Below are 25,798 nucleotides of genomic sequence, written 5' to 3' on the forward strand. Positions count from 1 at the left end.
GGGGCCTGTAGAAAAGCTGCTATCGTTGGTGAAATGGGGCCTGAAAACCGGATGGCTGAAGGTAGGGATACTTAGCTCGTAAGGGTGAGTTCTACGAAGAATTGGACAAGACTAAGGTATGAGCTTGGCCTTTCTCTTCTCCCAATGCTGATTTGGGGTCATTTCTCTTTCTTCCACAAATGATTTTGGCAAAAAGCGGAGGTAGTTGATGGGAGGAATTGGAAGTGGGCGTCGGAACCATCTATTGAAAAAGACAACCGTCGAACAATCACTCACCCTCGCTATTGCCACGTTCAAAAGAAGACTTGTTCCGGGCACCATGGGGACGGTTACTTGGGGCCAAGCCGATGGCGCGGATTCTCGTTTGGATTTCAAAATCTACGGACACGCACCCCGCATTGTCGAGCTGTTTTATAGACTTCCGAACGGCACTGACATCGAGATCCCTGTGCCACTACAAACAACGCCGGTCCATCTCGGAGGCTTTCGCTGGTGGTTTACCTGCCCCTTGACCGTAAATGGCAAGCCATGTGAACGTCGTGTTGGAAGCCTATATTTGCCACCAAACTCACAATACTTCGGCTGTCGGCACTGCCACAATCTTTCATACAAAAGCTCACAAACGGCGCATCTAGTTGAGCGATACCTCGCCGGCATTCCCAAATTCACTAAGTGGCTCATCGCGGTTGATAAAGAATTGAGCAAAGAATACGCGAAAATAAGCTTGCCGAAGGGAAAAGGGCTCGCCTGAATTCAGGACTGGAAATTCGATCCCGAGTATGCTGTAGATTCCTTTTGATTCGGCCTGAGAACCGGTCAATCGATTATTGCAATTGCTCGAAATCATGCTGTGCCCGTGCTTCCTGATCGTGAACCCAATCAGGCTCGGGTTCGACAAAACACATTCGCCGTTTGTCGTGCTGAATTTCAAGCAGGCCCGTTTCGCCGTGACGATGCTTTGCGATGATCAGCTTCGTTCTGCCGCTCTTTCTGTCAGGATGCAGAAACAGAACCACATCGGCCTCGCGTTCCACATCAGCCGAATCAGCAAGGTTCTTGAGCTTTGGCACTTCATCGTCCGCACCGCGATTGAGTTGGCAGAGAACCAACACTGGAATATCAAGCTCTTTCGCCAAGTCTTTCAGGTCGCGTGCAATTTGGCCGATCTGATCTACGCGACTCACGCGATAATCGGATGGTTTCACTTTACCGAGGTAGTCCACCACTAAAAAATCCAGGCTATCATCAGATTTCATTTGTTTCGCAACCGCACGAATCTTGGCAACTGTTGATGCTGCCTTATCCCAGACATACAGCGGAAGTACGCCAATCGTGCTCGACGCTTCCTCGATCTGCAGAGTGTGATCTTCGGTGTATGTGCCATTACGAATCAGAAGCGAGTTTACGCCGGACATTCCGCAAAGCATGCGAGAGACTAGTTCTTGATCTTTCATTTCCAGGGAAACAAACAGCGTTTTTGTTCCACGCATTGCGGCATGTTTGCTGATTTGCATACCAAAAACGGTTTTCCCTTCTCCGGGTCTGCCAGCCAGGATGATCATTTCACTTCCGAGAAATCCACCACACATTTCGTCATGGCTTTGGAGACCGGTCATGACTTGCCCATTGCGTCGTCTTGGCCCTCGAAGTGATCTGACCACTTCGAGAGCGATCTCATCAACACGACGTACGACGGCCGATTCCACGACGCCGAGCGATTGCATTCGCGATTCGACCCATGCTTGAACATCGCTTGAGTTTCTCCCTGATTCCTCTACCACGGAAATTGCCTGAGTTAGCACGGAGACTTGTTGACGCTTGAGTGACAAGTCCTTAACGATCGCGGCATGCTGATCGATGAATTGGGGATCCGGCGAGCCGACTCGCAGCAACCCTGCCAACTTTGCTGGGATTCGGAGATCTTCGGGAATTCCAGACCTTTCCAACGTCGAGAGAATCATGGGCAGGTCAAACACCGTTCCTGCTTCGTGCATAGTCTTGAGAACTTCCCACATCTCGCCCCGGTCTGGGTCAAAGAAGTCACTGGCTGATACCCAATCTCCGACCTTGTCGAAAATCCAAGGGCAGGGAATCGCTGCCGTGATGAGCGCATTTTCGGCATACTCGTCGAATAGATTTTGGGTAGAAGTCGCTTTGGTCATTTGGGTTTCTCCAGTGGTTTGTAAACATCTTCGACTCGCTCTTGCTGGTTATTTGACGTTGTCATCTTTGCGGCCAACGCATCGAACTGATCTCGCAACTTGCTGACTGAGAGAATGTTGGTTCGCCAAAATTCGTTGTCGTGAGCCCAATTGAAGACTTCACAGATACGGCGATGAGTCCGCTTGTCGCGTTCTCGCATTAGGCGAACGATTTCAGCCCACTTTTTAAGATTCGGGGGTTTGTGTTCTGGGAACGCCGAATGGATCTTGTGCCAAATCCATTCGGCTGTCTTCATGTCTTCGGGGGTGAACTTGGCAGGCTTGAGGGTCTTGCCGTTTATCTCGGCCAGGGGAGATCGCGGACGAGAAGATTCTTTAGGATAAGGACTAGGAATAGGAGGATCACAAAATTTGCGATGATCGCTGCGTTGATCGTCACCATCGTCGCAAAATTTGCGATGATCATTACCGCAAATTTTGAGATAATCGCCGAGTTGCTCTTTGTGGTGTTCAGGAATGTAATCTGGAATAGTAACCCAATATTTGGCTTCATCTCGGCTGTTCCTTCGTTTAAGACATAGCCACCCTGCATCAACGCACATGTCGGCAATTTTTGTGAGAGTGTTGGCACTAATGTTAAGCTCGCGACAAAGCTGGGCAGCGTAGGCTTTGTATGGCCTGCGATAGCCAAATTGGTCTTGTCGGCAGATCAGGTATGAGACCAATGCGAAACCAGTAGGGGTGATATCCTTGGCAGCCTCGACATCGGCCAAGAGGCGAATAATTCGAGGTGCCAAGACTCTTGTTGTCTTCGAGCCTTGCTCATTCTTAGATGTCGTCGTATCATCCATGAAGACGTTTCCAGCGCGTGCTGTTGCTGAAACGCAGAAACATTCCCGCTCAGTTGATGGCAGACTGAGTGGGATTTTTTATGCGCGTATACCAACGAAAATAATGCGGGGAGAACTTACTCCGCGTCGGTTTCGGCCGCTCTCTTGCGAGACTGGCCACGGCTAGTTGCTGGCTGGTCTTTGGCGGTAGACATTGCATCCGCCCATTTCTTCGAATCAGACATTAGTGTCACGATTTCGATCCTGTCTTCGCGGCTATAACCGATCAGAGGATGCTCCCGCGTTGGTCGCACGAAGCCGGCAAATCGCAATCTTTTTAGCGTGGATGGGCTAATTCCCAGCCAACGCGCGGTGTCGTTTTCGCTCAGAAAATTCGAGCAGTTCCCCGGATCGAGTAACGGCTGAATCTTTTGAAAAAGCCTCTCGGCGAGGACTTCGTAATCTTGATCTTCAAGCGTTACTTGAATGGCTCCACTATCTGCCCGTGCCATGACTACTCCATTCTTGAATGTGAAATAGCTGGGCTACGGCCCGACTACGTTGCCCCAGCGAAAACTCATGTTTTTGATTCCGTGAAAGAAAGTATGGAACCGTCACGTCAAGTTTGACAACCCCTAAAATCAACTTTATTTTGATGCAACTGGTTTCTTTTCAATGACTTACGTGCTTGCCGATACAGTAAAAGCATGGCAAGCAAATTGGCGAGGACTGCCCAGTAGCCTCTCTCAAGTTTTTTCAGTGCATGCCGAAAATTTTTCGCCTGATGGTTTCGGTCAAAACACCCCAATTAGATGCTTGCTTCTTCCCTTAGAAGTCGCGAGAATGCGAACCCAACTATGTTTTCCCAAGAACTACTGTTATTTCCTGGGAAAACCAAACACTCCTTTTTCTACTCATGAAAGGAAGGAAGTATGGCGAAGACATTTTCTGTTTGGATCGCAAGGCGATATCCAAACGGCCAATCGAAATCCGGCCGGACACGTTGGAAGACTGAAGCGGTCAAGTTTCAGAAGGAAGTCAACGAAGGCGACCGAGTGATGGTTTTTTGGAAGACTGCTGACGGGAAGACGGGCGAAAAAATGATGCCCTCACCTTATCGAGCGGGTTTCAAAGAAGCCGCCACGTATCGCGACAAGAAGACAACGGAGTTGGCAACGCTCCAAGAGGCTGTGCCTGAAGGCAAAACGGCCTGGAAAGCATTCCGAACGGAATTCGAGAAGGACAAACTTCAGGGAACGGGCTCCGAGCGTAAAGCTGATTTAACAGTCCGCGATTACAACTCACTGTTGAATCGGGTCGAGAGCATTCTCGCTCCTAAATGCGTCGAAGACCTCGACGACAAAGGAGTGGCCAATTTCCGCTCAAAGTTGATGTCCCAAAAGGCCAAGCAGGCTAAAGATGGAAAATTGAGCCCGGGCTCGATTGCGAAGAACATACGCTACTTAAAGGCCGTTCTTTCCTATGCACGCCGCAAGGGCTATCGAGTTGCCAACCATGTTGAGTCTGTAAAGACATGGCCGAGCGATACTCGGTTCTTTCCCGATGAAGCACTGCGAAAGATTTTCGCCGTCATTGATTCGGCGCAACGTCCGGCATTGGATGCTCCCTATAGTTGCTCTGCATGGTGGGAAGGCTTCCTCTGGATTCAACGCAGCAACGGGCTGAGACTTAGCGAGGCACTGAATCTGAAATGGGAAGACGTAAGCTTGGATCAAGCTACATTGCATATTCCGTTTCAGAAGAACGGGCAAGCAACGACTCTGCCTCTTAGCGAGCAAACTGTTTCTTACCTTCGAAAGCTAGTTGATCTCGGCGAGACTCACGTTTTTCCTACGGGCGGACTTCATGAAAAATCGCTCTACGAAGAATTTCATCGGCTACAAGCTTTGGCCGGGGTGCATCTTCGATGCCTCCTAGCAAGTCGGGATGCCGACCACGTTTGCACACCATCATGCTCGTTCTTTGGCTTTCACAGCCTTAGAAAAGCGTTTTGCTCGATAAACGCTCAGAATGGAATGCCGCTAGAGGTCCTGTGTGCGTTAGCAAGACACTCAAGCGTGAGTGTGACGCAGAAGTACTACCTCGATGCCGAGGCCCTGAGACTGAATGCCGCAGGCACTCTCGCTGACCCTGTGTTTAACACTGAAGAACCAGCCGCCTAAGCTCTGGATTTTCAACGGAGTCAAACTCAACGCCGATTTTAGTTTGGTAATAGGTTTGGTTCTTGAGACAACCTAATCTGCAAATCGCTCTAAATGCCTACTACATCTAAAGTAAAAGAGTAGGCCAGGCAGGACTTGAACCCGCGACCAAGGGATTATGAGTCCCCTGCTCTAACCAACTGAGCTACTGGCCCAAAACTATGCAGGGCGGGGGTGGGTGTGACTGGCACGCCTTGGCCTCCGCGCTGATCGTTTGAGGACACCTGGGCGGCAAATAGGTGATTTGGAAAGCAATCAGCTCGCTTACCTACCGCCTGGGTATCGAAGAAACAGTCTACCAATGGCCCGCTTGTTGAGCCATATGGGGCAGTGGGTCTTGGCCACTGCTTTCAATCGCTATTAGGCCACCACTTTCGTCACGCTTTTTGATTGCTCCTTGGGCAACGGGAACTAGACAGATTACTTTGTACGGGCACGCAGGCGATCCTCAAGCCCTAGCTCGATCGCCATGGCGTCTAGTTTGCGGCCGATTTGGCTGTTGGCTAGTTTCTGTGACTCTTTCGCCTTCTTGCGAAGCCCTGAAACGATCGCTTGAATCTCCTCGACCTTCTTCAAGCTCATGAACGACGCACAATCGTGCAGGACTTCGTAGACTTTATAGAATTCCTGAGCCAACGACTCGATGTCTTCGGCTTTCAAGGTTTCTGATCGATTCGCGATTTCCCGACCGCGGCTATCTTTCTGCAGCGGGGAGTCATTGGGCTGGGCTTCGACCTGGCTTTTCTTTTTTGGCGGCATTTTGGTGACTGCTTTCGTGGAAAGAGCTTGCGGCAATGCTTCACGCTATCTTACCTGCTTTCTTTCTGAAATATAGCCCATAAGTGTTTGACAAAGCGTCACGCTTTTCATATTATAGACAAAGTGTCACACAAAGCGTCACGCTTTTACAGTATTGATGAACGCGACTCGCAACGACTTTAGACCGGGAGGATGTCTGTGTAATTCCTAGTCACCAAGCCTAACAACACTGAATTGAAAGACATCGAGCGACGGACCGCTCTCAACCCTAGCAGCCGAAACGGATGTTTCTGCGCGCTTGCGCGCTGGCTGCTTTTTTCATGCGCCCGTATCAACTTGCAAAGGAACGTCATGACCGACGCCGTTGAAATTTCGCTCGAACTCGACGAGATCGACACGTCTCGCGGATGCTTCTGGGCCCAACTCGTGGTTCACGTCGAAGTGACCGGGCGACATATCCTGTCAGCCGCCATCGTGCAGATCGACGTGCTTGACTTTGCGGACGATGCGACCGAGGCAGCCGACCTGCCATGCGACCAGCGGCAACTCTGGTGCGAAGACATTGCTGCGGCCGTCCTGTTTGGAGGGCTACTGAACGAGGAACAGTTACTCGATCAGGCGATCGCCGAGGTCGAAAAATCTGCGTTCTCGCGGGAGGAGTCATTCCGTGAAGAACTGGCTCGCGGCTGCCATTGAAGCGACTTCCCATTGGCTCTGAACACAATTTCCAACACTTCCCAATCTCTGAAAGCTATTCCCATGACTTCCCGACAACCGTTGAAGACCGGACAGCAGGTGAAGTATCGCGAGGCGGCCCAGGTCTATCCGGCCACGGTCTGTGGCGACCTGGAAGATGATGTCTACAGCATCGATGTTGATCGTAGCGAGAAGTTCACATCCAGCATTCCGGCCCATCGGCTGGACATCTACTCCGATGACGATCTTCCCTTCCTGATCGATGACCTCTTCGGCGTTTCGGAAGACGCACTGGCCGAGATTCACCAACTCTTGAACCTGGGACCAAGTCCGTTTCAAGATCCTCAGGCGAAAGAGGTCGGTATGAGTTCCGTTGCCACTACTGCCAATTAGGAGCCATGCCATGAAGACGTCTCCACCAACAGAACAGACATGCGAAACAGGGGCCTGTTGCCCGGAACTGTTTCAGGTAGTGATCCAATGCGACGGCGAGGATCAACAACGTGAACTTTATGAAGAGATGCAGGAAAGAGGACTACCATGCAAACTGTTGATGCTTTAGTCGAATGTCCGGTGCCGGAGTCATTCCGTGTTCGGCAACTGGCCGGCATGTTCGACGTGCCGCTGGAAGACAAACTCACGCGTCACTTTCAGGTTGAGTTGCCGTCGGAAGAAGACAATTGGCAGGTCGGTATGATCGTGGGCGACTCGGGTAGCGGCAAATCGACCGTGGCCCGAGCCGCCTATGGAAAACGCCTGGTCCAGCGATTCGCTTGGAAGCGCGACCAGGCCTTGATCGACGGGTTCGGAGCATCACTCTCGACTCGCACCATCACGCATGCGTTGGTAGCGGTTGGTTTGAGTTCGCCGGTTGCCTGGTGCCAGCCATACCACTCGCTCTCGACGGGCCAACAGTTTCGGGCCGATGTCGCGCGCGGGATGCTCTCGCGGGGAAAACTGATTGCCCTGGACGAGTTCACCAGCGTCGTCGACCGCACGACCGCTCGCTTTGGTTCGCTGGCAATCCGCCGAGCGATCGATCGTCGGCAGCTTACTAAAAAGTTCGTAGCGGTGACATGTCATCACGACGTGATCGGGTGGCTGCGGCCTGACTGGGTGCTGGATATGACCAGCGGCAAGCTTACGCGGAGGTGTCTTCGGCAACCGAACGTCGAGCTTTCGATCCACCGCTGCAGCCGCGAGCGATGGCCCTTGTTTGCGCCGCATCACTATCTCGACGGAAAGCTCAATCCAGCGGCCCGTTGTTACGTAGGCTTAGTCGACGGCCAACCGGCGGTCTTCGCGGCCACGCTCAATAACTTCCGCAAGAACCATCTCCGCATATCACGCTTGGTGACCTTGCCAACCTATCAAGGGATTGGCCTGGGCGGGCGAATGCTGGACGAGCTTTCCAGCTATTTGACCGAGGAGGGAGCCATCTGCATCCATATCAGTGGAAGCCACCCTGCGGTGATCGCCCATTGCAATCGGTCGCCCAGTTGGGAGTTCCGACAGCTACTAAAAACGGGTCGCCAGCGAAGTGGAATGTATCGCAATAACCCCCACTGGAAAACAAGCACCGGGCGAGCCGTCGCGACGTTTCGCTACGCCAGTGAGCCCGAACTCAACTAGTCACACACCACACTTCCCAACGCAACGATACAAGGACAGCATCATGCGAGGATATACGAAGACTCCCGACCAGGTTCACGCGATCGAAGATGCCTTCGCCGACGGCATGAGCCTGCGAGCCGTGATCCGAAAGTTTCGCGTCGGAACGCAAACGGCCCGAAACATACGCGACGGCGTTCACCCGCTGCAAAACGACGAGCCCATCTACGAGCGCTGTCCAGGCTGTGGCGGAAAAGTCATCATGCCGTGCATCCTTTGCCGCGTGCGGAAAGTGATGGCCGAGGAGCGGACGGTTAAGCTGATACAGAAAGATCGACGGCAGGAAGTGGATACAGGGCAGTGGCGGTAATGAAAGCAGCATCTGAGATAGACCAGAGATGACTCATGATCAACGGGGAAGGGATGCATAAGTTTTGACAGGAAAGCGCGTAAGCTCTCGTTGTATGTTACCCTGCACTAAATACAGAGCCGCGGACCATGGCGGCTTGAAGTTAAGAATTGGTTCGCCGCGGTCCAATGAATGTTGCCGTTGTGGTAATGAAGATGAGAAGAAACAAGATCGCTTTGCTACTCTTGCTCATAGCGGCACCCGGTGCTGATGCCGGGGAGCCGTCGACTCCCACATTTCCTGCGGAGATCGTGACAGCCCTCCGGCCGAGCATACCTTCAGGCTGGACCGTCAAGTCCGATCCTCATTCCATCGTCATTCGCAGGGAACAACAGGTCACCCTTCTCAACCCCATCAGCCTGGCGGCGATGGAAACGGACGACCTCTTACGCGAGTTTGGCCTGAAGTCCGACTATCATATCGTTCTTGTTTTCAAAGAACGCATGTCAGACCAGCAATACGCGGAACTGAAGACGCGGCGTGACGCAGCGATCAAGCGGATTGATGACGATCCACGGATTGACGGGAAGACGAAGTTCGGGATGCTAAACCGAGAGCAGCAGAAACACTGGCTGCCCACGTACTTCAACTCACGATACAGCATCTACCTGCATCGAAGCGACTCACCGCCGCTGAAAGTCTACCCTTTGTCAGCAGCGGAGGAGCGGAACCGAATTCTGGAGTCCTTATCGAAACTGATGAAGAAATACGAAGACCACAACCAAAACGCGGCCAAGTGAAACCGGGATACTCATAGATGCCGTAGTGATTCAGTCCACCACCGCTACATCGCCGCCGCCTCGCGTGACCAGGGCGTTGAGGGTCTCTTGATCCATCGACTCAGGCAGAAAGCGAACCGAGCCGTCGGCTAGTACGACGTTGGCTCCACCGCTGTGAAAGCTGTAGATGCCGTTCGAGTTGCTCTCGTTGATCCCTTGCTCGTGCCAGACGACGAGCCACCAGAAGTGTGTGCTGATGCCCCAGGCTGCTTGGTGGTGATCCATGCCGCGGGTTGGGTCATCGTAGGGGTACGTGTCGACAGGCTCACCTTTGCGGTACCAGTCTGGCCGACCGGCACGTTCGGCCACCAGGATCGTGCTCGACTGTCCATCGCTTAAGTCGCGAAGCCGGGCCTGGCGGTACTGGTTCTTTCTCGCGGCGGAGAAGTAAGACCTCGGCTCGCCCCACGCGCCGAACTTGATGTTCTGTAGATCGGTCGTTCCGGAGGGCTTGAAGCTGACGCCCCCGATTACTTCGTAATCACTCCGCGCGGCCGTGCCCACGATGTTCAGCGTCGGCGTACCATCCTCGGCCGGCGGCGAGAGGATATCAGGCACCACGCGGTTATACGAATGGGATGAAGGACACAAATAGGTCGGCTCGTCCACGTTAAGCGCCGTCTGGTTGGCCGGATCAGAGGCGAACCGCTCGATATCAACCTGATCGAAAAGAGTGGTCTGCTCGATCTGCGGCAGCAGGACCGTTCGCCAGCTATGAAAGTGGAACTCATCCAGGGCACTTCGCGGCTGAGGCAGAGGAGTCCCGTTGTAGAGCGACGGTAGCGATCCCTTGGCCGACTCGTGGTTGGCAATCCCCAGCACGATCTGCCGGAGGTTGTTCTGGCAGGTGAGCTTCCGACCTGACTCACGAATTGCCTGAACCTCAGGCAGCAGAATCGCCAGCAGCAGCCCGACGATACCTAGCACGACCACCAGCTCGATCAGGGAGACGCCGCGCCGGTTGTCCGGCATCGTATTGAATCGCCCCATGGCATCGCTCCCGCTAGATATCGATCCCAGGCTCACTGGACCAGCAAACAAGATTCATCGTAGCAAGCCCATCAGACGCACGCGAACGATTTGTTTGTTTCGATATCAAGCGGCAGGCAAACAAGAGTCTTCGTCAACAAAAAAGCGGCGTGACCCTTTCGAGTAACGCCGCTCCTACACTTCCACTCTTGGCTAACGCTTAGCCAACCTTCTTTAGCAGCGAGACGCGTCCACCGACGACCCACTCGGCCAGGTAGATGTTGCCGTTGGCATCGAAGGTCGCTCCGTGCGGGTGGACGAACTTGCCGTCGACCCACTTGTCACGGTTTCGGCGAACCTTGCGACCGTTGGCGTTGACCGCTTTGCGCCACGCGGGGTCGTCGTCCAGGTAGGTCAGCACGTTGTTCTCTTTGTCGAGTAGCGTCAGTCGCGAATCCAATTCGCCCACCAGCATCACGTCGCCGCGCACGTCGAGCGACGATGGATAGACCAGGTTGTCGACGTAGCTCAAGTGCTTGCCATCGAGCGTGAAGTACTGCAGGCGATTGTTGGCTCGGTCGGTCACACACAGCGAAGGCTCGCGGCCTGCTCGCGTATCGACGTACAAACCATGAGGACAGTTCAGCTCGCCAGGCTTCGTACCTCGGCCACCAAAGCTGCGGACCCAGTTGGCATCGGCATCGTACTGATGCACGTAGCTCGAACCATACCCGTCGCCGACGTAAAAGCCACCATCGGCTGCCAGGGCGATGTTGGTAGGGCAATACTTGTTGGCGGCTGGGTACTTGCCGGACTCGGTGGGGAAACCTTTCGTCCAGACAATTTCGCCGGCCAAGTCGAGCTTGGCGATCTGTCGATTCTTCACGTCGCTCAGGTAGAGGAACTCTTGGCCGTTCTCGTTACGAAGGTCGAGCCCGTGACCGCCGCCGTGGAACTCTTTACCGAACGAGCGAACATACTTTCCGTCGGCATCGAACACCACAACCGCGTCCATGGGGCCTTTGGCTGGGCTCTGATGGGTGATGTAGATCAGCCCATCCGCATCGATCGCCACGTCGTGCGTCGCGCCCCATTGGATACTTTCCGGCAACTCGCCCCAATCATGCTGGCACTCGTAGACATACTCGCCCGAACCAACACGCAACGCCTTTGAGCCCGATTTGCTATCGGCGTTGAGAAAGAGGGGAGTGGCCGCAACAGTCGCCGCTGCAGCGGAAGCGTGAAGGAATTGTCGTCGATTGGGAAGCGCCATATCTCGGTTCTTTTTGCGTAAAAATCCAAATTTATTGGTTTACGGGAATATAGAATGCCCGTACTTGGAATTGGATTCTACGCGAACACGCCAGATGCACAATGCCCATTCGCCCGATTTGCGACCCACTTAAAATCGACGCCCTTCGCACCCGATTGTGGTAGACATTACCCGCACTAACATCACGGACGCGCGATCCAAGCTCTTTACTTTTAGGACTTTACGAATTGGCATCCCCTTTGCACTTGCTTAGCGATATTCCAATGCAACTCACACAGGAGTAAACGATATGAGTATTCGCCTAAGCCTAGCCTTGCTGACCGTCGCGCTTCTGCCAGGTCTTGCTCTTGCCAATCCTTGGAAGAGCAAGACCATGGTGGGGCATGAATATCCTTCCACTTCGTTTGACCGCACGCGGATCGTGCATGAAGTCGTGAGCGATGGGGATGATCTGCAAACCGCCGCTCAGGACTGGTACGAAGATTACTACAACGGTTACGACGACGACGTTTACATTCATGGTGCATACCACGCCCCAGTGGCCGTCACCGCCGCACCGGCCGCCGTTGTGATTCATAAGGATCACCATCATCACCGCGTCGCCGAGTTGGAAGCCGCCCTGGCACGTGATGTCGCCGCTCGTAAGGCCCTGCAGGCCGAGATCCGCGAGCTGCGTGCCGAGCATCTGAAGTATGAAATGATGCTTGAGAAGGAGATCCGAGAGCGAGAGCTGGTCAACTATGACGAGATCACGCCACCAACGCCTCCGGCTCCGCCGTTCCACTCGGTTAAGATCGATCGATAATCGGCACGAATGAAAAGAGCGGAAAGCCATGCCTACGGAAACGAGGCATGGCTTTTTTCGTTTCGAAGCAGGTGGTCGCCTAATAACCGAATTGTTTGCCTGGCGACCGCTGACGCATCATAATCAGCGAGTTCCTCGTCTTTTGACCCCATGCCTGCAAGGAGGCTCCCATGACTGGACGTATATTGCTGTCGATAAGCTTCTGTATCTTGCTTACGGGAACAGCCCACGCTGCCGAGTCGGTCGAAAAGCCATCGATCGAGCAACTGTTTGCCGGCACACCGGTCATCTCGCCAAAGGTGGAAGACATCCAGCAGTTCTCGTTCTCGTTCGAAATCACGGCCAACGAAGCAACGGTCCTGCGAGGGCACTACTATTGGCAGCGCGGCGAGCCAGGTGGCTTCTACTTTTCCACCGACGAGCACGAAGCACCGGTCTGGTTTGTGGCGAATGAGACGGCCATGCTGTTTGACATTGTCGAGCAAGAGCTCGCTTTGATTCCCCACGCCCAGCCGTTCGTGAAGTTTGGAATCGAAGGAGACAGAGTAAGCTTCAACTACGGCATTGAGTTTGTAGATCACGAGGAGATCACTACCCTCAACATACAATCCTTTTCAAAAACCCTGGCGGAAAGCCAATCGCTCACGCGAAACGGAGCAGGCAACTGGGTCGTTCAAGCCGATTCTTCTACGGGCAAGTCGGTCTGGAAGATGACCTTCGCTGCCAGGCCTCCGTACGCGCCTCGAGAGATCGTTAGCCATACACGGCAAGGCGACAAAAATATCGCGATGCGTTTCACCCATATTCGTGTGAACGAGCCGCCTGACAATCCATGGCCGCAAATGCCCCTGAAAGATCAGTGGCCGGACGGCCTGACTCCCAGGAACGCACCCAGCGCCGATGGAGAAGACACCTCCGATTGGATATCCCGAGCCTTCCGCATTCTGACAACGCACATGGCGATCGATAACGAGGCGATACGCAACCCGGTATTACGTGGCAATCTCAACTGGGATCAAATCCGCCAAATCCGCGACCACTACGGGCCGCGTCTGCGGCATCTGATTGGGTTTCATGAACCGGTGGAGTAGGGCGGGGCGGCGGCGTGGCATTCTTTCGTGGAAGAAATCTGGCAGAACCCAGACGTTTCCAGACAATTAAAGGTAATAGCCGACTGCCGGAACTCATGATTTAGGGAATGGTTCGTGGATACCTGTTCAGAATTCTATTACTACGTCACCTCGATGCCTGCGTATGACCGTCAACGATTGGCACTCAGAGGCTTAAATTTTCACAGCCGATTTATCTGGAATCTTGACGATCAGTTGAAGCGACCACTATGGGGCCTAAACCAGGAGCAAAAGATTTCCTTAACGTCTCTGGTTGGCGAAGTTCATACGAAGAACGGTCGTTGGGTTATTACGCTACCCAAGGCCATCGAAATCGACGTACCTTTTCTACTTTGCAACGATCCAAACGTTCGCTGGGTGTACTCTGGTTCGTTTAGCTTGCTGTCGGAGGATATCCCGATACCGGAATTGGAATTAGCCGACAAGCCGTTGCCGTTAGTGTCCCATTCATGGATCGGTGTGGCGGGTGACACCGAGAGCGGATTAGTCCTTGATGCATATTCCGACACGGATATCGACTTGCAGCAAACCTACCCGGCATACAGCCCAGAATGGGATAACAGTTTTGAGGACGAGGACATTTACTCATTTCAGGTGTCTTTTCCATAAGCGTGAGTTCATCACCAAGTCACTCGCAAAGCAGAAATGCCAAAAGAAGTGCTTTTACTTGCGTGATCACGCGATCAGGACGGCATTTTAAGAAGGGGCTTCAGACGTTTCCGCACCGCGGTCGGGTTCTGGCGTCAGCCATTTCTCATACACCAGCTTGCTGCCAGGCACTCCCTTGACACGTTTGATGGGCATCAAATTCAGCGCCGCGAGTTCTTTGGCCAGCTTGTCGTAGTAGTCGCACGAGTAGCAGATCAGCAGTGGGTACCAATTCCGCTGGCTCTCGTCGCGCAGGACCAGAACTAACTCCGAGACGTTGTTCTCGAGGCTGAATTCCTCTTCATCCGGCATATCGTTGCGAACCTGAAGATGATCGACCTCGTCAAAGGGCACGGAAAGATTGAACTTGGGAACGTGGACTATTCGCTCGACGCGATCGATCAACAGCGGCGGGCCATCGCTTTGGGCGGAGCGGTACGAATAGTAGATGACCGTGGTGATCAAAGTACAAATAAAAATGGCAAACAGGCTAAAAAAGAGCACGACCCACCAGCGCTGGTCGGGCTCGCCCCAAAGTACCACCGGCACGGCCATCACGCCGCAGAAGATGATGAACAGACCGCAGAACACGCCGATGCCTCTCCATGGCACTGCCATCGGAGTCAGAATCACTTCTTTCTCCGTCACCGTTAAGTTCCACGGGTGAACGACGAAAGGGACAGGCTCTTTGACAATGGCGTATCTCGAGCGTTGCTTGGCCGTTAAGGACATACAGATTCCCGCAAGTGCCTTGGGTGACGGGCAGCGTTCGGCCGACAAACCAACCATACGAACTGCATCATACGATCGGCACGTTGCGGTTGCCCAGACATTCCATTTCATCCACGACGACAGGTCAATAATTGTACCAGATGATCACGACGTGATCTCCGTAGTGCTTTTCAAGCCGCTGGGCCGCCAACGCAACATCCGCGAAGAGATACACCAAAGAGAACTACGAACGTTTCGTCCTGCTCAAAGCATCGACTTGATATCCGATACCAGCGTCGGAAAGACAAACGGCATCGCCTTGAGATCCGCGATCGTCGCTTTCATCTTCATGGCGAATGCGAAGACGTTGATCAGCTCGGCCGCTTCGGGCCCCAGCAGGTGGGCTCCGACGATCTGGTCGGTGTGCTTATCGATCAACACCTTATACATCGCGTGCGTCTCGCCGACCTTTTTCATCGAGCTGAAGTGGGACCAGTCGTCATGGTTGACCTTCACGTCGAGCTGCGATTCGTTGGCCTCTGCCTGCGTCATTCCCACGGATGCGAGCGATGGAACCGTGTAGACAGCCCGGGGGACCGGTGGGGTCTCGTGCTTGACCAAGTTGCCTTCCAATAGGCTGTTGGCCACGGCAATACCCTGTGAGTTGGCGATGGGCGTCAGGGCCGGCAAGCCGCTGGCGACCACATCACCGGCGGCGTACACCGCGGTATTGGTTGGGCTTTGCAGGAAGTCATTGACCGTGATTCCCTTGTCGCTGTACTCGATGCCTGCGGCTTCGAGATTCAAGCCATTCACGTTGGCAACGCGGCCGGCCGAGTGCACGACCAGATCGGTCTCACGGCTTTGGATACCGTTATCTCCTAATGTCGAGACGTGAAAGTTGCCGTCATCATCGCGCTCGACCTTCGTGACCTCGGTATGCGTTTGGACATCGATCCCAATCTTTTCCGAGCAGTCGATCAGGTGGCGCACCAGGTCGCGATCGAAGCTGGCCAACGGCTCGCCATAGTCGACGATCGTAACCTTCGTGCCGGCCCTCGCCGCGACGTGCGCGAACTCGAAGCCGATGTAACCGCCGCCTACCAGCGTGATGCGACCTGGCAGGTAGTCGAGGTCCAGAAAACGATCGCTATCGGTGAGATATTCACTCCCCTCGAAAGACAGCGCGCGGGGCACCGCGCCGGTGGCAATCACGATGTGATTTGCTTGGATCGTGCGATCCCCAACCTCAATCGTTGTTGGGCCGGTGAATCGTGGCTTTGCCTGGATGATTTCGATGCCCAGCTCGGTATACGAACTTCGCCTGTTTTCCGTAACCGGTTCGGTGAATGTTCGTTTGAAGTTGACGAGGTCTGGCCAGTGAATTTCAGCCGCCCCAAGACTTGTTCCGTTGCCGGCCATGCGATGCGCTCGATCGACCAGTTCGGCGGCTCGGACAATGACTTTTTTGGGATTGCAGCCATGCAGCGCACAGGTACCACCGACAGGATTCGGATCGACCACGGCTATCTTCCAGCCTGATTGAGCACAACGGGTCGCCACTCGGCTGGCGGCTGGGCCACTCCCGAGAATGATTAGATCAAATAAGTTAGGCAAAGCAGGCACCTTCTCAAAGCACTCGATATCTATCCGAGTTGATCAGGCCCTTGCTGATTTTCACCATGCGTGCACGCACCGCGACCAATCTGAGCGGAAAACGAACAGCGCAATCGATTCCTTCTTCGATCCGATCAACGGTTTTCATAGTTCGCAAATCGTGGGCCAGACGCAGCGGGCAGACGGTTAAGAAAAGAAGAAGAGCGCAGCGTCATCACCCTCATGGTGTACAGCGAGAAGGTTGTCGAGGTAAAGTTGCCAAGAATATGGCTGCCACATCCACATTTGCGTACGCATGGCGATGGGATCCTGGGAACGCTTTAGGCATGCCAAGCTGCGCGCCGAAAACCTCCCTTTGACGACTCTTCTCGAATTGACCTATATCTATTTTCGCGGATAACGCGTATACTTCGTGCGGTTGGTCTGTCGATCGTGATTACGCTTTCACCCCTTAATCAAGGGTTGGTCCCCGACGCTCTTTCGCCTGTCCCGCCTGGTAGGTCGTGCTGACGACCACCTTCTTTTTTCTTTCGGGACGCGGCTTTGTGCCACTGCCTGGTACTCATTGGGAGCTCAAACTTTGGGTAAAAAACTGTACTGCGGAAATCTTAATTACGATGTCAGCAGCTCGGACCTGGAACAAATGTTCGGCCAATACGGCATGGTCGAAAGCGCACAGGTCATCACCGATCGCGACACCGGTCGCAGCAAAGGCTTCGGATTCGTCGAAATGAATTCGGACGCCGAAGCACAAGCAGCCATTGATGGCCTGAATGAGTCGATGCAGGGCGGACGTGCCTTGACCGTCAACGAAGCCAAACCTCGCGAAAACCGCGGTGGTGGCGGCGGCGGTGGCCGTGGTTACGGTGGTGGTGGCGGTCGACGCTACTAATCGCATATCCGTGCGATTCCGCTGAATCTACTTCAAGATCCAAGCGATCATTTTGATGGCGTTTGCGTTGTGTGGGAGTACGCGCGCAGACGCCATTTTTCTTGTAACACCTATTGAGGGATCATGGCCAAAAATCAAAACACCATCGAAAAGCGTCGTCGAGAGATGGAAAAGAAACGTAAGGCCGAAGAGAAACGAGAACGGAAGCGAGTCAAAAAGGATCAATCTACCACCTAAGACAATCACGACTTAGTCAACATTGCCTGCGTGCATCTGGAAATGGACTGAAGGTCGCGCTACTGCTCATCCACTCTATCGCGAGACCATCAGTATGCTGTCACCCGCCGAACAACGAGTCATGAAAACCTTCCGTATGTTCTACATGGAGGCCGGCGAGATGCTCTGCTTCAATGGTCCTGACCTGGTGACCAAGACGCCAGCGCTGGACAGTCTCGTCCACAAGAAGTTTCTCACACGAGAAAAGTTCTATGGTGCCTTCTCGCTAACCAGGGCTGGCTACAGCGAAATGCGAAGTGCAACCTGACACACGTAGTTGCTTGTGCCATTGGCTGCATGTCGCGGTAGCGTCTCGCACGAACATCGCTTGCTCGTCAGCTATCTCACTGCGTGAATCTGGCTTCGCTATGTCCTTTCCGGTTACTATGGAAGTACATCAGCTGCCAGTACTCCCCTAATCCTGTGAGTCATCTCATGATCTACCAGGCTTCTCGCATCCTCTTGGTTGCCGCGATTCTGCTGAGTACCGTCACCACCGCGTTTTCCGACGAGCCGAACGTGACGAATCAATGGATGATTCAAACGACCATCCAGTCCTGCGGTCTCGCCACCGCCGAAAGCGTGCAGCGCGATGTTGAGGGGCTAACTGCCAAGCAGGCCCAAAAGCTCAGCGATCTACACGAACACTGGGAGGACAAGGTCAAGAACTTTCGTAAAGCCAACCGCAAGCCGACCGATGAACAGGTCACCAAGCTTTACGACGATCTGACCGCCGATATCCTGAGCATCATCAAAAAACCACAACTCGCTCGGCTCCAGCAGATCCAGTTCCAGTGCGACGGCCCAGCCAAGGTAGCGGTGATGCACCCAGCCAACGGTGTTATTTTCGGCCTGAGTGAGGAAGTTCAGGGAAAGATCTTCATGCTTGAAATGAAGTATCAGCACGAGCTTGCCGACGCCTCGATGAAGAGCATTTCGCTCAACGCTCCTAAACGACAAACGGATCCGCCCGAAATCATGAAGCTTCGCCAAGACCGCAACAACGAAGCACTCGACCTGATGACCCAGCCCCAGCGCGATGCCTGGGAGAAGCTGATCGGAGACCCCTTCGCGGGTCCCTTACGAGATGCCAAAGGAAAACGTGTTCATCCGAAGGTGATTTCGCTACCATAAGAAGTAAGTCCACGACAGGCACTGGATCATCATCGACCTAAGGAGTAGCACAACCATGAGCAACAAAGCCTTGTCAATCTACATGGACGATCACTACGCGATGCTCTGTGGTGAAGTGGAACTCGCCAACCGCGTGGCGAGCGAGAACCAGCAGAACGACCTGGGTCCGTACCTCACGAAGTTCGCCCAAGAGTTGGATTCGCAGCGGAACCTGCTTCAGGCCCTGCTGGCCACGCAAGGAGAAAGCCCCAGCACCGCCAAGCAAGCACTCACTTGGGTCGCCGAAAAGATCGGCCGGCTCAAACCGAACGACGGCTGGAGCGAGTACACCAATCTGGCTCGCGTCTTGGAGTTGGAAGTCCTGATCTCGGCCACTCAGGCCCGCGTGCTCATGTGGAAAACGCTGGACCGCGTACTCACCGACCAAGAAGCAGACAAAGACAAAGTGGAGAGCGCCGAGCACGATTCCGAGAAGCAGCTCAAGTCACTGAAGAAGTTCCACAAAGAAGCCGAACAACAGGCATTTCCGGTGCCGGAAGAATAACCACTGGCGTGCGTTTTACCCCGGTTTTTAGGGCTCTAAAACAATCTTGCGCGCGCACTATCCTAAAGCACCGTCAGGCTGGTATACCTATATCTCACGCGGGGACGCTTTCTCCGCCGGCGTATCTTTGACGGCCGAATAGCGGCTCACTATTTCTCTCAAACGCGGCTGCGTTTGTCTTGCTGGTGAGCCCTTCGTTTCTTGCTTTGCAATTGCCGGTCTGCAGAGCAGGGGACCTTCTCGGCAGCGTCTTCTTCTTTCCTTACCCATGACCTGCCCCCTTCAACCGCGTCCATTCGGTAAATTAGTTATTTGCTGAGTGAATGCCCATTTGAAGGGAGATTTCTAATGCCTAGAAGACGATTCACGCCGGAGCAGATTATCCAGCATCTCCGCGAAGCAGAGGTGCTTCTTTCTCAGGACAAGACGATTGCCCAGGCCTGCAAGGCGATCGGCGTCACGGAGCAGACGTACTACCGTTGGCGGAAGGAGTACGGTGGCATTCGTACGGACCAAGCCAAGCGGTTAAAAGATCTGGAGAAAGAGAACGCTCGACTGAAGAGACTCCTGGCGGATGCCGAGCTTGACAAGGCGATCCTTAAGGAGGCCGCTTCGGGAAACTTCTGAGCCCGGACAAGCGACGGCGAATCGTCGAGCACGTGCGAGACGCCTTGGGACGCGCGCGAGTCTCGGAACGGCGGGCTTGTCGCGTGCTTGGGCAGCCGCGTTCCACGCAGCGCCGTGCTCGCTGGATTCCCGATGACGAACCTCGCCTGGTCCGGGAGATGATTGAGCTGGCCGAACAGTACGGTCGCTACGGCTATCGGCGAATTACCGAGATGTTGCGACGGAAAGGTTGGCAGGTGAACCATAAACGCATCGAGCGACTATGGCGTCGTGAAGGGCTGAAAGTACCGCAAAGGCAGCCTAAACGACGTCGCCTGTGGTTGAACGATGGTTCGTGTGTTCGCCTGCGGCCGAGTCAACGCGATGAGGTCTGGAGCTATGACTTCGTGCATCACCGAACGCACGATGGTCGAGCCTTCCGGATGCTGACACTGATCGATGAATACACACGTGAGTGCCTGGCGATCGACGTGGCCCGACAACTAACCAGTGAGGACGTCTTGGAGCGGCTTAGTGACCTGTTTGTTCGCCGAGGCGTGCCGGACTTCATCCGGAGCGACAACGGCTCAGAGTTCACCGCCACAAAGGTGCGTGACTGGCTGGAACGAGTCGAGGTGAACACCTTGTACATTGAACCAGGCAGCCCGTGGGAGAATGGCTATATCGAATCCTTCAACGGGAAGTTACGCGATGAACTGCTCGATCGAGAGCTCTTAGACACGCTCCTGGAGGCAAAAGTGTTGATCGAACGATGGCGCGTCGAGTACAACACGGTACGCCCGCACAGTTCGCTGGGGTACCGTCCACCGGCACCGGAGGCAATTCTTCCAGGGGAAGCTGCTTCCGCTACGCTCCAGCACCTTCCCCTGGAAGAATCCTTGAAAACTACAACTTAAAGACTGGTTTCATTCGTGGGGGCAGGTCAGTTTGTGATGAAAGCAGCAGTAGGATTCCGAGATGGAGAACTTTCAGTTGTCTGGTCAACCATCGCCGCGAACGTTTCTTTAGACGGGCTGACCGATGGCCTGATCGTCGACGCGGCGGCGGCCGAGGACGCCTTGGCTGCGTATGACGCGGCCAAGGGAACCAATCTCGCGGTGGTCAAAGCAAAGCGACAGGAGGTCCTCGAAGGCTACACGACTGCGATGGCTGCTGGTTACGATACCGGCCTGGGCTTTTCCCTGAAGCTGGGAGAAGAAGACCAACGCTTGCTGTTCGACTATCAGCAGCGACTTCTCCGACAACTCAGCCAGCCATCGCCCGAGGTGACGCTGGCCGATATTCGGGTGGTCAAAGGAACCGACGACGCCTGGCATCTGGCCACGGTCGAGCAAATCATCGCCACGATCGACGGCGGGGCAGGGCATGTCGAACGCTTGAACGGAGCCTACGCCGGCTACGAAGCCATGCTGGCGGCAGGGGTGGTAGATTTCGAGGTGGACTTCTTGGAGTAGCCGAGAAGGAAAACGCATCACGCAGGCTGGCTTGCGATCAGCCTGCGTGACCAAGAGAAACCAGTTGTCTGTTTACTCTTCGACCAGCGTCCAATCATTCGGCACTTCAGGGAAGGTAGCAGGCCCGCGTAGGTCTTCGCTTTCCATCGCCTCTTCCAGGCCAAATTCCGAATCAAGCATTTGGTACTTGAGCTTTTCGTCGGTGACTTCTTCCAGCAGCAGGAAGTAGATCAGTTCGGGGTTCTCTTTGTCTTGCTCGTAGATCACGCGGCCTTCGGACTTCCAATGATAGGCCTCTTCGGTTTGGAGATATTCCTTTTCCTCGGAATACATATCGACAGCATTATGTTTCACGACGCCCCCAGGCTGGCGTTCATATTCGTAGTACGACTCAAACCCTTCCTCTTTGAATTCGCCGTGGAATTTCCCGAGGATGAGTTCGTCTTGTTTGGGAAACGGCTCGGCAGTGCGTGCGGCTTCGTAGAGGGTTTTGGCTTCCCCTTTCAGCTTGGCCGCCGTCGTAGCAATGGCATCCTCAAGAGAAAGCTTGGATCGGCCGGGTCCAGCGGTTGGCTCGGAAGTCCCACAGCCTGCGAGGCCTAAGCATGCAATCATCGCGACAAGGGTGAACAGACGTTGAATAATCATGGGGGGCTCCGATAGTACTTCGCCAAAACGCTAAGAATGCCGATAAGAAAACGCTAGGTGGTCACGAAAATGACCTAGCTTGAATTGGCCGCATTCTAGCAACACATTTTCGCAAGTACCACAAGGTTTCTTCCTAGGCGTGTCGATGCGTTCAGGGCAAACGCCACGGAGACATTACGCCGGCTCCATAGCCTCTTCTTCGTTCTCACCACGCGACTGGTAATAGTTCAATCCAAGCCGAATCACAAGTGGCACGATGCCCATCGCCGCGATGCCCAGCATCAGCTGCCACGACAGGACCGACGAGATTCCCTTGTCCGCGATCGTTTGCAGACTCGGTAGCGAGCCGCCGATCCAGACAAAAATGATCAACACGGGAAGCATGCTCAGTTGGCTAACCCAAAAGAACGTTCGCAGGCTGATCGGTGAGAGCCCCATGACCAGGTTGACCAGGACGAAGGGGATTTGAGGGATCAGACGCGAGATGAACAGATAGAAGGCCGCGCTATCTTCCAGTTCCGACTGAAACTTCTCCATCGTGCTTCCCAGCCAGTTTTCCATTCGTTCGCGGAAGAAGTAACGGCTGGTCATGAAGGTCAAAGCGGCACCCAGACTGGAACCGACACTGGACAAAATTAGCGCAGGGATGAAGTCGAAGAACCAACCCACCACAATCGTCATCAAGGCGGCCAGTGGTAAACCGCTCGCGAACCCAATGGTGTAAAGCACAAAGACGATGCCATACAGCAAGTAAGGGTGATTCGACTGAAAGGCCCGCAGTTCTCCTTCGTGACTGGCCAAGCTCTCGAGCGAGAAACACTCGGAACATTGCCAAACGCCGACGATAACTAAGAGGGCCACGCCAGCGACCCACGCGGCACGAAAGGCCCACGTTTTCAGCCAAGGGTTTGATTCGATTTGTCGCGGCGAATGCAATTGATCGCGCGCTTCTGCGTCGAGTTGGTTTGGTGCCGTTTCCATGCGATTACCTTGAGGTTGAGGGCTTTTTGCCCGCGGATAACCCCTAAACAGCAATCGCCATGCCGTAGCGACCGATTAACGAGAGTTGATTCATATCGCTGGTCTGCGTAGACAGCGCGATGGAGCGGCTGATTCACGCGATTTCACCCCTATTTGTCGGGCGAATCTCGCTGAAAGGACCGCTATTGTGCAGAAAAGAAGCAAACCCCGACTTTCCGTTTGACCCCCTGGAAATAGTGACCTATCTGTTTCGATGGTGCTTTACTGACCGCCCCTTGTCTCGAGTAAGAATTATGCGTCGCCCGAAAAAGAAAAAACGGAGGGGTTCTGTAGTAGTCGAGTTCGCTCTGCTGCTGCCGTTCCTGATATTAATCTTTGTTATCGGAGCGGATTGGTGTCGTATCTACTACGCGGCACACACGGTTCAAGACGCTGCTCGAACCGGGGCTCTGGGTGCCAGTGGCATTGCTTATCAAGAACACTTTCTGACTGAAGCTCAACGTCAACATCGTGGTACCGAGGAAGCACTTCGGGATAGCGATAACTTGAGTCCTAAGCTGAATCCTGGCGATGTCGTCGTCGTCACTTCGGACTCGGAAGTCTCCGTCACCGTTACCTACAACTTTGAAACGCTGACGCAATGGCCTGGGATTTCGGGGCCGATTGAAATACGCCGTACCGTCAGAATGCCTGTACTTCCCTCAAGTAGTTAGCTTGAGAAAGTGCCCCACACATTCCTTAGCCACCACGGGACTAGTCCTACGATGACCTGCAAAACCCGCGTAGCCAGATTTGGAAGATCACGACGACGATCAGATCGGAGCGGGGCTACACTGATCGAATTCGCGATTGTTGGACCGACTCTCTTCCTCTTGCTGTTTGGTTTCCTCATCCTGACTTTGGGAGTTTACCGCTATCAGCAAGTCGCCTACCTGGCACGCCATGGTGCTCGTTATGCATCGACCCACGGTGCCCAGTACCGCGCCGACAACCGACTGCCGTCAGGCGACACTGCGACATGGATTGAAGATATTCGGACTAATGGCGTGCTGCCTCGAAGTTCCGGCCTCGTGCCGGACCTGGTTACCGTCGATGCCGACTGGAGTTCTGGCGATAACACATCGAATACCGACTCCGGTAAGACGGGTGATTTCAACAAAGTCGTTCAGAATACCGTCACCGTAACCGTTACTTACACCTGGCTACCCGAGGCCTATCTCGCTGGACCGATCAGCTTATCCAGCAACGCCACGGTAGCCATGTCTTACTAGCTTATACTTGAGGATTCCCATGTTTCCCGCAAACTCCCCAGTTCGCAATTCCGGCAAAGTAGCCGTCATGGTAGCGGTCATGCTACCCACGGCATTGATTCCCATTTTGGCCATTGGCGTCGATGGTGGGAACTTGATGAACGATCAGCGCGAGGTCCAATCCGCTGTGGATGCCGCGGCGCTGCAAGCGGCAACTCGCCTGTTCATTGATAATCCAGATCATGTTGGAAACACGAAGCCAGTACCCCAAACGAGCAACGCATTGGCGGAAGCCATAGCACGTCTCGAAGACCATGGCATGATGTCCGATAACTGCAAAGTTCGGACGGTCAACATTCCGGCCACCTCCACTAACGAACGCGTCGACGGAGCGCCAGGCACCGTCGAAGTCGAAGTCCAATACCAACAGGCCCGATATTTCTCTCGCATCTGGGGTGGTGACGATTTGATTGTCACCGCACGGTCGGTCGCCCGAGTTCGCAACTTCTCGCAGGGCGTGGGCATCCTCGTTCTAGAAGAACACGACAACAAAGCATTTTACGGCCGTGGTAGTGGAAAGCTACTGGTCAAAGATGGCAATGTCACCGTGAATTCTGATGGTGCCACCGCCGCTCAGACTGACGGTACGACGGTCGTTCTCGGTGCCACCGGTTTTGATGTCACCGGAGGTTATACCGGCGAAGGCTACTATCTAACGCCCTATCCAACCGCAGGCCCAGCCACTCCGTTTACAGGTTCAGTTCCTGTTCCCGATCCACTCCGCGACCTGCCCGAGCCAAGCCCCTCGACGCTGATACCCCAAACCGCGCCGGCAAATGAAGGCCCAAGAGATAGCACCATTGAGCTTGAGCCCGGTTACTATTCTGATCGGCTCTTCTACGACGGTCCTCGTAACATCTTCCTGAAGCCAGGGCTGTACTATTTGGAAGAAGGCATTGGCTTCCAGGGCCAGGTATCGGTCTACGGCGAAGGGGTCACCCTGTTCAGCGCTGGTAGCGGCGACAACAACATCAACATCGGGGGTAGTGGTGCGTGGAACCTCACCGCGCCCACAAGTGGCACCTACGAAGGCATTGTCATTTTTCAATCACGCAATACTGCCGACCCCGAAACCACCAGTATCATTCGTGGTAACGGCGAGGCAGGCCTGACGGGCATTGTGTACACCCCCACAACGAAAACGACGCTGACCGGGGGCGGTGAGCAATACCTCGAAGCACGATTCATCACGCGTACCTTCGAGATCAATGGTTCCGGGACCTTCATCATCGACTACCCAGCGACCAAGCCAGATCGCTTGCCCAGCATCGAGTTGGTCGAGTAAGTTCGACCTAGTCGAACGTAAGACGT

Annotated in this window: 29 protein-coding genes, 1 tRNA gene and 1 pseudogene; 19 read left to right on the forward strand and 12 right to left on the reverse strand. The window is 54.2% G+C overall.

All coding sequences use genetic code 11. The features are described 5' to 3' along the window. Nucleotides 1-244 precede the first annotated feature (244 nt). Nucleotides 245-751 (forward strand): hypothetical protein, encoded by a 507-nt coding sequence (locus PSR63_RS27000; RefSeq protein WP_274329265.1) that lies wholly within the window; start codon nt 245-247, stop codon nt 749-751. 73 nt (nt 752-824) lie between these two features. Here PSR63_RS27000 and PSR63_RS27005 read toward each other — a convergent pair whose 3' ends face one another. From PSR63_RS27005 to PSR63_RS27015, 4 genes and pseudogenes are all read right to left on the reverse strand, one after another. After that, nucleotides 825-1,616, reverse strand: coding sequence for a DnaB-like helicase C-terminal domain-containing protein (locus PSR63_RS27005; protein ID WP_274329267.1), 792 nt, complete (start codon nt 1,614-1,616; stop codon nt 825-827). Nucleotides 1,617-1,841: 225 nt separating this feature from the next. After that, nucleotides 1,842-2,162: pseudogene (locus tag PSR63_RS28330) on the reverse strand (DnaB-like helicase N-terminal domain-containing protein); the annotation flags it as partial. Beyond that, entirely contained in the window at nt 2,159-3,013 is an 855-nt protein-coding gene (locus PSR63_RS27010) for a hypothetical protein (protein ID WP_274329268.1), read from the reverse strand. The gene PSR63_RS27010 and the pseudogene PSR63_RS28330, both read right to left, overlap by 4 nt. Before the next feature lie 116 nt (nt 3,014-3,129). Then, on the reverse strand, nt 3,130-3,504 hold the full coding sequence (locus PSR63_RS27015; RefSeq protein WP_274329270.1) for a hypothetical protein: 375 nt from the start codon (nt 3,502-3,504) through the stop codon (nt 3,130-3,132). A 420-nt stretch (nt 3,505-3,924) separates the two neighbouring features. On the opposite strand from PSR63_RS27015, the gene PSR63_RS27020 reads away from it, so the two are divergent. Continuing rightward, nucleotides 3,925-5,175, forward strand: coding sequence for a tyrosine-type recombinase/integrase (locus tag PSR63_RS27020; protein WP_274329271.1), 1,251 nt, complete (start codon nt 3,925-3,927; stop codon nt 5,173-5,175). Between the two features lie 120 nt (nt 5,176-5,295). On the opposite strand, the gene PSR63_RS27025 is transcribed toward PSR63_RS27020, so the two are convergent. Together PSR63_RS27025 and PSR63_RS27030 are read right to left on the reverse strand one after the other, a co-directional pair. After that, nucleotides 5,296-5,369, reverse strand: a tRNA-Ile gene (locus tag PSR63_RS27025). 265 nt (nt 5,370-5,634) lie between these two features. After that, nucleotides 5,635-5,973 carry a hypothetical protein gene (locus PSR63_RS27030; RefSeq protein WP_274329272.1) on the reverse strand — a complete coding sequence of 113 codons (339 nt, stop codon included), beginning with the start codon at nt 5,971-5,973 and terminating at the stop codon, nt 5,635-5,637. A gap of 351 nt (nt 5,974-6,324) precedes the next feature. Between PSR63_RS27030 and PSR63_RS27035 the strand changes: the two genes are divergently transcribed. From PSR63_RS27035 to PSR63_RS27055, 5 genes are all read left to right on the forward strand, one after another. After that, nucleotides 6,325-6,669 carry a hypothetical protein gene (locus tag PSR63_RS27035; protein ID WP_274329274.1) on the forward strand — a complete coding sequence of 115 codons (345 nt, stop codon included), beginning with the start codon at nt 6,325-6,327 and terminating at the stop codon, nt 6,667-6,669. A gap of 63 nt (nt 6,670-6,732) precedes the next feature. After that, nucleotides 6,733-7,062 (forward strand): hypothetical protein, encoded by a 330-nt coding sequence (locus PSR63_RS27040; RefSeq protein WP_274329275.1) that lies wholly within the window; start codon nt 6,733-6,735, stop codon nt 7,060-7,062. Between the two features lie 147 nt (nt 7,063-7,209). Further along, nucleotides 7,210-8,301, forward strand: a complete 1,092-nt coding sequence (locus tag PSR63_RS27045; RefSeq protein ID WP_274329277.1) for a GNAT family N-acetyltransferase — start codon at nt 7,210-7,212, stop codon at nt 8,299-8,301. 43 nt (nt 8,302-8,344) lie between these two features. Next, nucleotides 8,345-8,650, forward strand: a complete 306-nt coding sequence (locus PSR63_RS27050) for a hypothetical protein (RefSeq protein ID WP_274329279.1) — start codon at nt 8,345-8,347, stop codon at nt 8,648-8,650. A 194-nt stretch (nt 8,651-8,844) separates the two neighbouring features. Continuing rightward, the gene (locus tag PSR63_RS27055; protein WP_274329281.1) at nt 8,845-9,429 is read left to right on the forward strand and encodes a hypothetical protein; all 585 of its coding nucleotides are present in this window, start codon (nt 8,845-8,847) and stop codon (nt 9,427-9,429) included. Nucleotides 9,430-9,459: 30 nt separating this feature from the next. Here the strand turns inward: PSR63_RS27055 and PSR63_RS27060 are convergent, their stop codons facing one another. Beyond that, a complete protein-coding gene (locus PSR63_RS27060; protein ID WP_274329283.1) occupies nt 9,460-10,458 on the reverse strand; it encodes a DUF1559 domain-containing protein in 999 nt (332 codons plus the stop codon). Nucleotides 10,459-10,657: 199 nt separating this feature from the next. Continuing rightward, the gene (locus tag PSR63_RS27065; protein ID WP_274329285.1) at nt 10,658-11,710 is read right to left on the reverse strand and encodes a peptidase; all 1,053 of its coding nucleotides are present in this window, start codon (nt 11,708-11,710) and stop codon (nt 10,658-10,660) included. A gap of 289 nt (nt 11,711-11,999) precedes the next feature. Here PSR63_RS27065 and PSR63_RS27070 point away from each other — a divergent pair, with 289 nt between their 5' ends. From PSR63_RS27070 to PSR63_RS27080, 3 genes are all read left to right on the forward strand, one after another. Beyond that, the gene (locus PSR63_RS27070; RefSeq protein WP_274329287.1) at nt 12,000-12,515 is read left to right on the forward strand and encodes a hypothetical protein; all 516 of its coding nucleotides are present in this window, start codon (nt 12,000-12,002) and stop codon (nt 12,513-12,515) included. 170 nt (nt 12,516-12,685) lie between these two features. Then, nucleotides 12,686-13,606 (forward strand): hypothetical protein, encoded by a 921-nt coding sequence (locus PSR63_RS27075; RefSeq protein WP_274329288.1) that lies wholly within the window; start codon nt 12,686-12,688, stop codon nt 13,604-13,606. Nucleotides 13,607-13,720: 114 nt separating this feature from the next. After that, complete coding sequence (locus PSR63_RS27080; RefSeq protein WP_274329289.1) at nt 13,721-14,254, forward strand: hypothetical protein; 534 nt, start codon at nt 13,721-13,723, stop codon at nt 14,252-14,254. Nucleotides 14,255-14,341: 87 nt separating this feature from the next. On the opposite strand, the gene PSR63_RS27085 is transcribed toward PSR63_RS27080, so the two are convergent. Beyond that, nucleotides 14,342-15,025: a hypothetical protein gene (locus PSR63_RS27085; RefSeq protein ID WP_274329291.1), complete on the reverse strand. Its 684-nt coding sequence runs from the start codon at nt 15,023-15,025 to the stop codon at nt 14,342-14,344. A 243-nt stretch (nt 15,026-15,268) separates the two neighbouring features. Next, a complete protein-coding gene (locus PSR63_RS27090) occupies nt 15,269-16,621 on the reverse strand; it encodes a dihydrolipoyl dehydrogenase family protein (RefSeq protein WP_274329293.1) in 1,353 nt (450 codons plus the stop codon). A 580-nt stretch (nt 16,622-17,201) separates the two neighbouring features. On the opposite strand from PSR63_RS27090, the gene PSR63_RS27095 reads away from it, so the two are divergent. The 6 genes from PSR63_RS27095 (at nt 17,202) to PSR63_RS27120 (ending at nt 21,548) form a co-directional block, all read left to right on the forward strand. After that, nucleotides 17,202-17,513, forward strand: coding sequence for an RNA recognition motif domain-containing protein (locus PSR63_RS27095; RefSeq protein ID WP_274329295.1), 312 nt, complete (start codon nt 17,202-17,204; stop codon nt 17,511-17,513). Nucleotides 17,514-17,844: 331 nt separating this feature from the next. Further along, nucleotides 17,845-18,057, forward strand: coding sequence for a hypothetical protein (locus tag PSR63_RS27100; protein ID WP_274329296.1), 213 nt, complete (start codon nt 17,845-17,847; stop codon nt 18,055-18,057). 167 nt (nt 18,058-18,224) lie between these two features. Continuing rightward, nucleotides 18,225-18,923: a hypothetical protein gene (locus PSR63_RS27105; protein ID WP_274329298.1), complete on the forward strand. Its 699-nt coding sequence runs from the start codon at nt 18,225-18,227 to the stop codon at nt 18,921-18,923. Nucleotides 18,924-18,978: 55 nt separating this feature from the next. Then, complete coding sequence (locus tag PSR63_RS27110) at nt 18,979-19,467, forward strand: hypothetical protein (protein WP_274329299.1); 489 nt, start codon at nt 18,979-18,981, stop codon at nt 19,465-19,467. A gap of 348 nt (nt 19,468-19,815) precedes the next feature. After that, nucleotides 19,816-20,990, forward strand: a protein-coding gene (locus tag PSR63_RS27115) for an IS3 family transposase (RefSeq protein ID WP_274329300.1) whose coding sequence is annotated in 2 segments (ribosomal slippage) — nt 19,816-20,080 and nt 20,080-20,990 — 1,176 coding nt in all. Because the reading frame shifts where the segments join, the coding sequence is not laid out codon by codon here. A gap of 36 nt (nt 20,991-21,026) precedes the next feature. Then, entirely contained in the window at nt 21,027-21,548 is a 522-nt protein-coding gene (locus PSR63_RS27120; protein WP_274329301.1) for a hypothetical protein, read from the forward strand. 72 nt (nt 21,549-21,620) lie between these two features. Here the strand turns inward: PSR63_RS27120 and PSR63_RS27125 are convergent, their stop codons facing one another. Together PSR63_RS27125 and PSR63_RS27130 are read right to left on the reverse strand one after the other, a co-directional pair. Further along, the gene (locus tag PSR63_RS27125; protein ID WP_274329303.1) at nt 21,621-22,196 is read right to left on the reverse strand and encodes a hypothetical protein; all 576 of its coding nucleotides are present in this window, start codon (nt 22,194-22,196) and stop codon (nt 21,621-21,623) included. Between the two features lie 174 nt (nt 22,197-22,370). After that, nucleotides 22,371-23,177, reverse strand: a complete 807-nt coding sequence (locus tag PSR63_RS27130) for a TVP38/TMEM64 family protein (RefSeq protein WP_274329304.1) — start codon at nt 23,175-23,177, stop codon at nt 22,371-22,373. A 293-nt stretch (nt 23,178-23,470) separates the two neighbouring features. On the opposite strand from PSR63_RS27130, the gene PSR63_RS27135 reads away from it, so the two are divergent. From PSR63_RS27135 to PSR63_RS27145, 3 genes are read left to right on the forward strand one after another with little or no spacing between them, the layout of a single operon-like run. Beyond that, nucleotides 23,471-23,890 (forward strand): TadE/TadG family type IV pilus assembly protein, encoded by a 420-nt coding sequence (locus tag PSR63_RS27135; protein WP_274329305.1) that lies wholly within the window; start codon nt 23,471-23,473, stop codon nt 23,888-23,890. A gap of 51 nt (nt 23,891-23,941) precedes the next feature. Further along, a complete protein-coding gene (locus PSR63_RS27140; protein ID WP_274329306.1) occupies nt 23,942-24,448 on the forward strand; it encodes a TadE/TadG family type IV pilus assembly protein in 507 nt (168 codons plus the stop codon). Nucleotides 24,449-24,467: 19 nt separating this feature from the next. Continuing rightward, nucleotides 24,468-25,772, forward strand: a complete 1,305-nt coding sequence (locus PSR63_RS27145) for a pilus assembly protein TadG-related protein (protein ID WP_274329307.1) — start codon at nt 24,468-24,470, stop codon at nt 25,770-25,772. The last annotated feature ends 26 nt before the right edge of the window (nt 25,773-25,798 follow it).

It is taken from the genome of Bremerella sp. P1, assembly GCF_028748185.1.
Taxonomy (GTDB): Bacteria; Planctomycetota; Planctomycetia; order Pirellulales; family Pirellulaceae; genus Bremerella.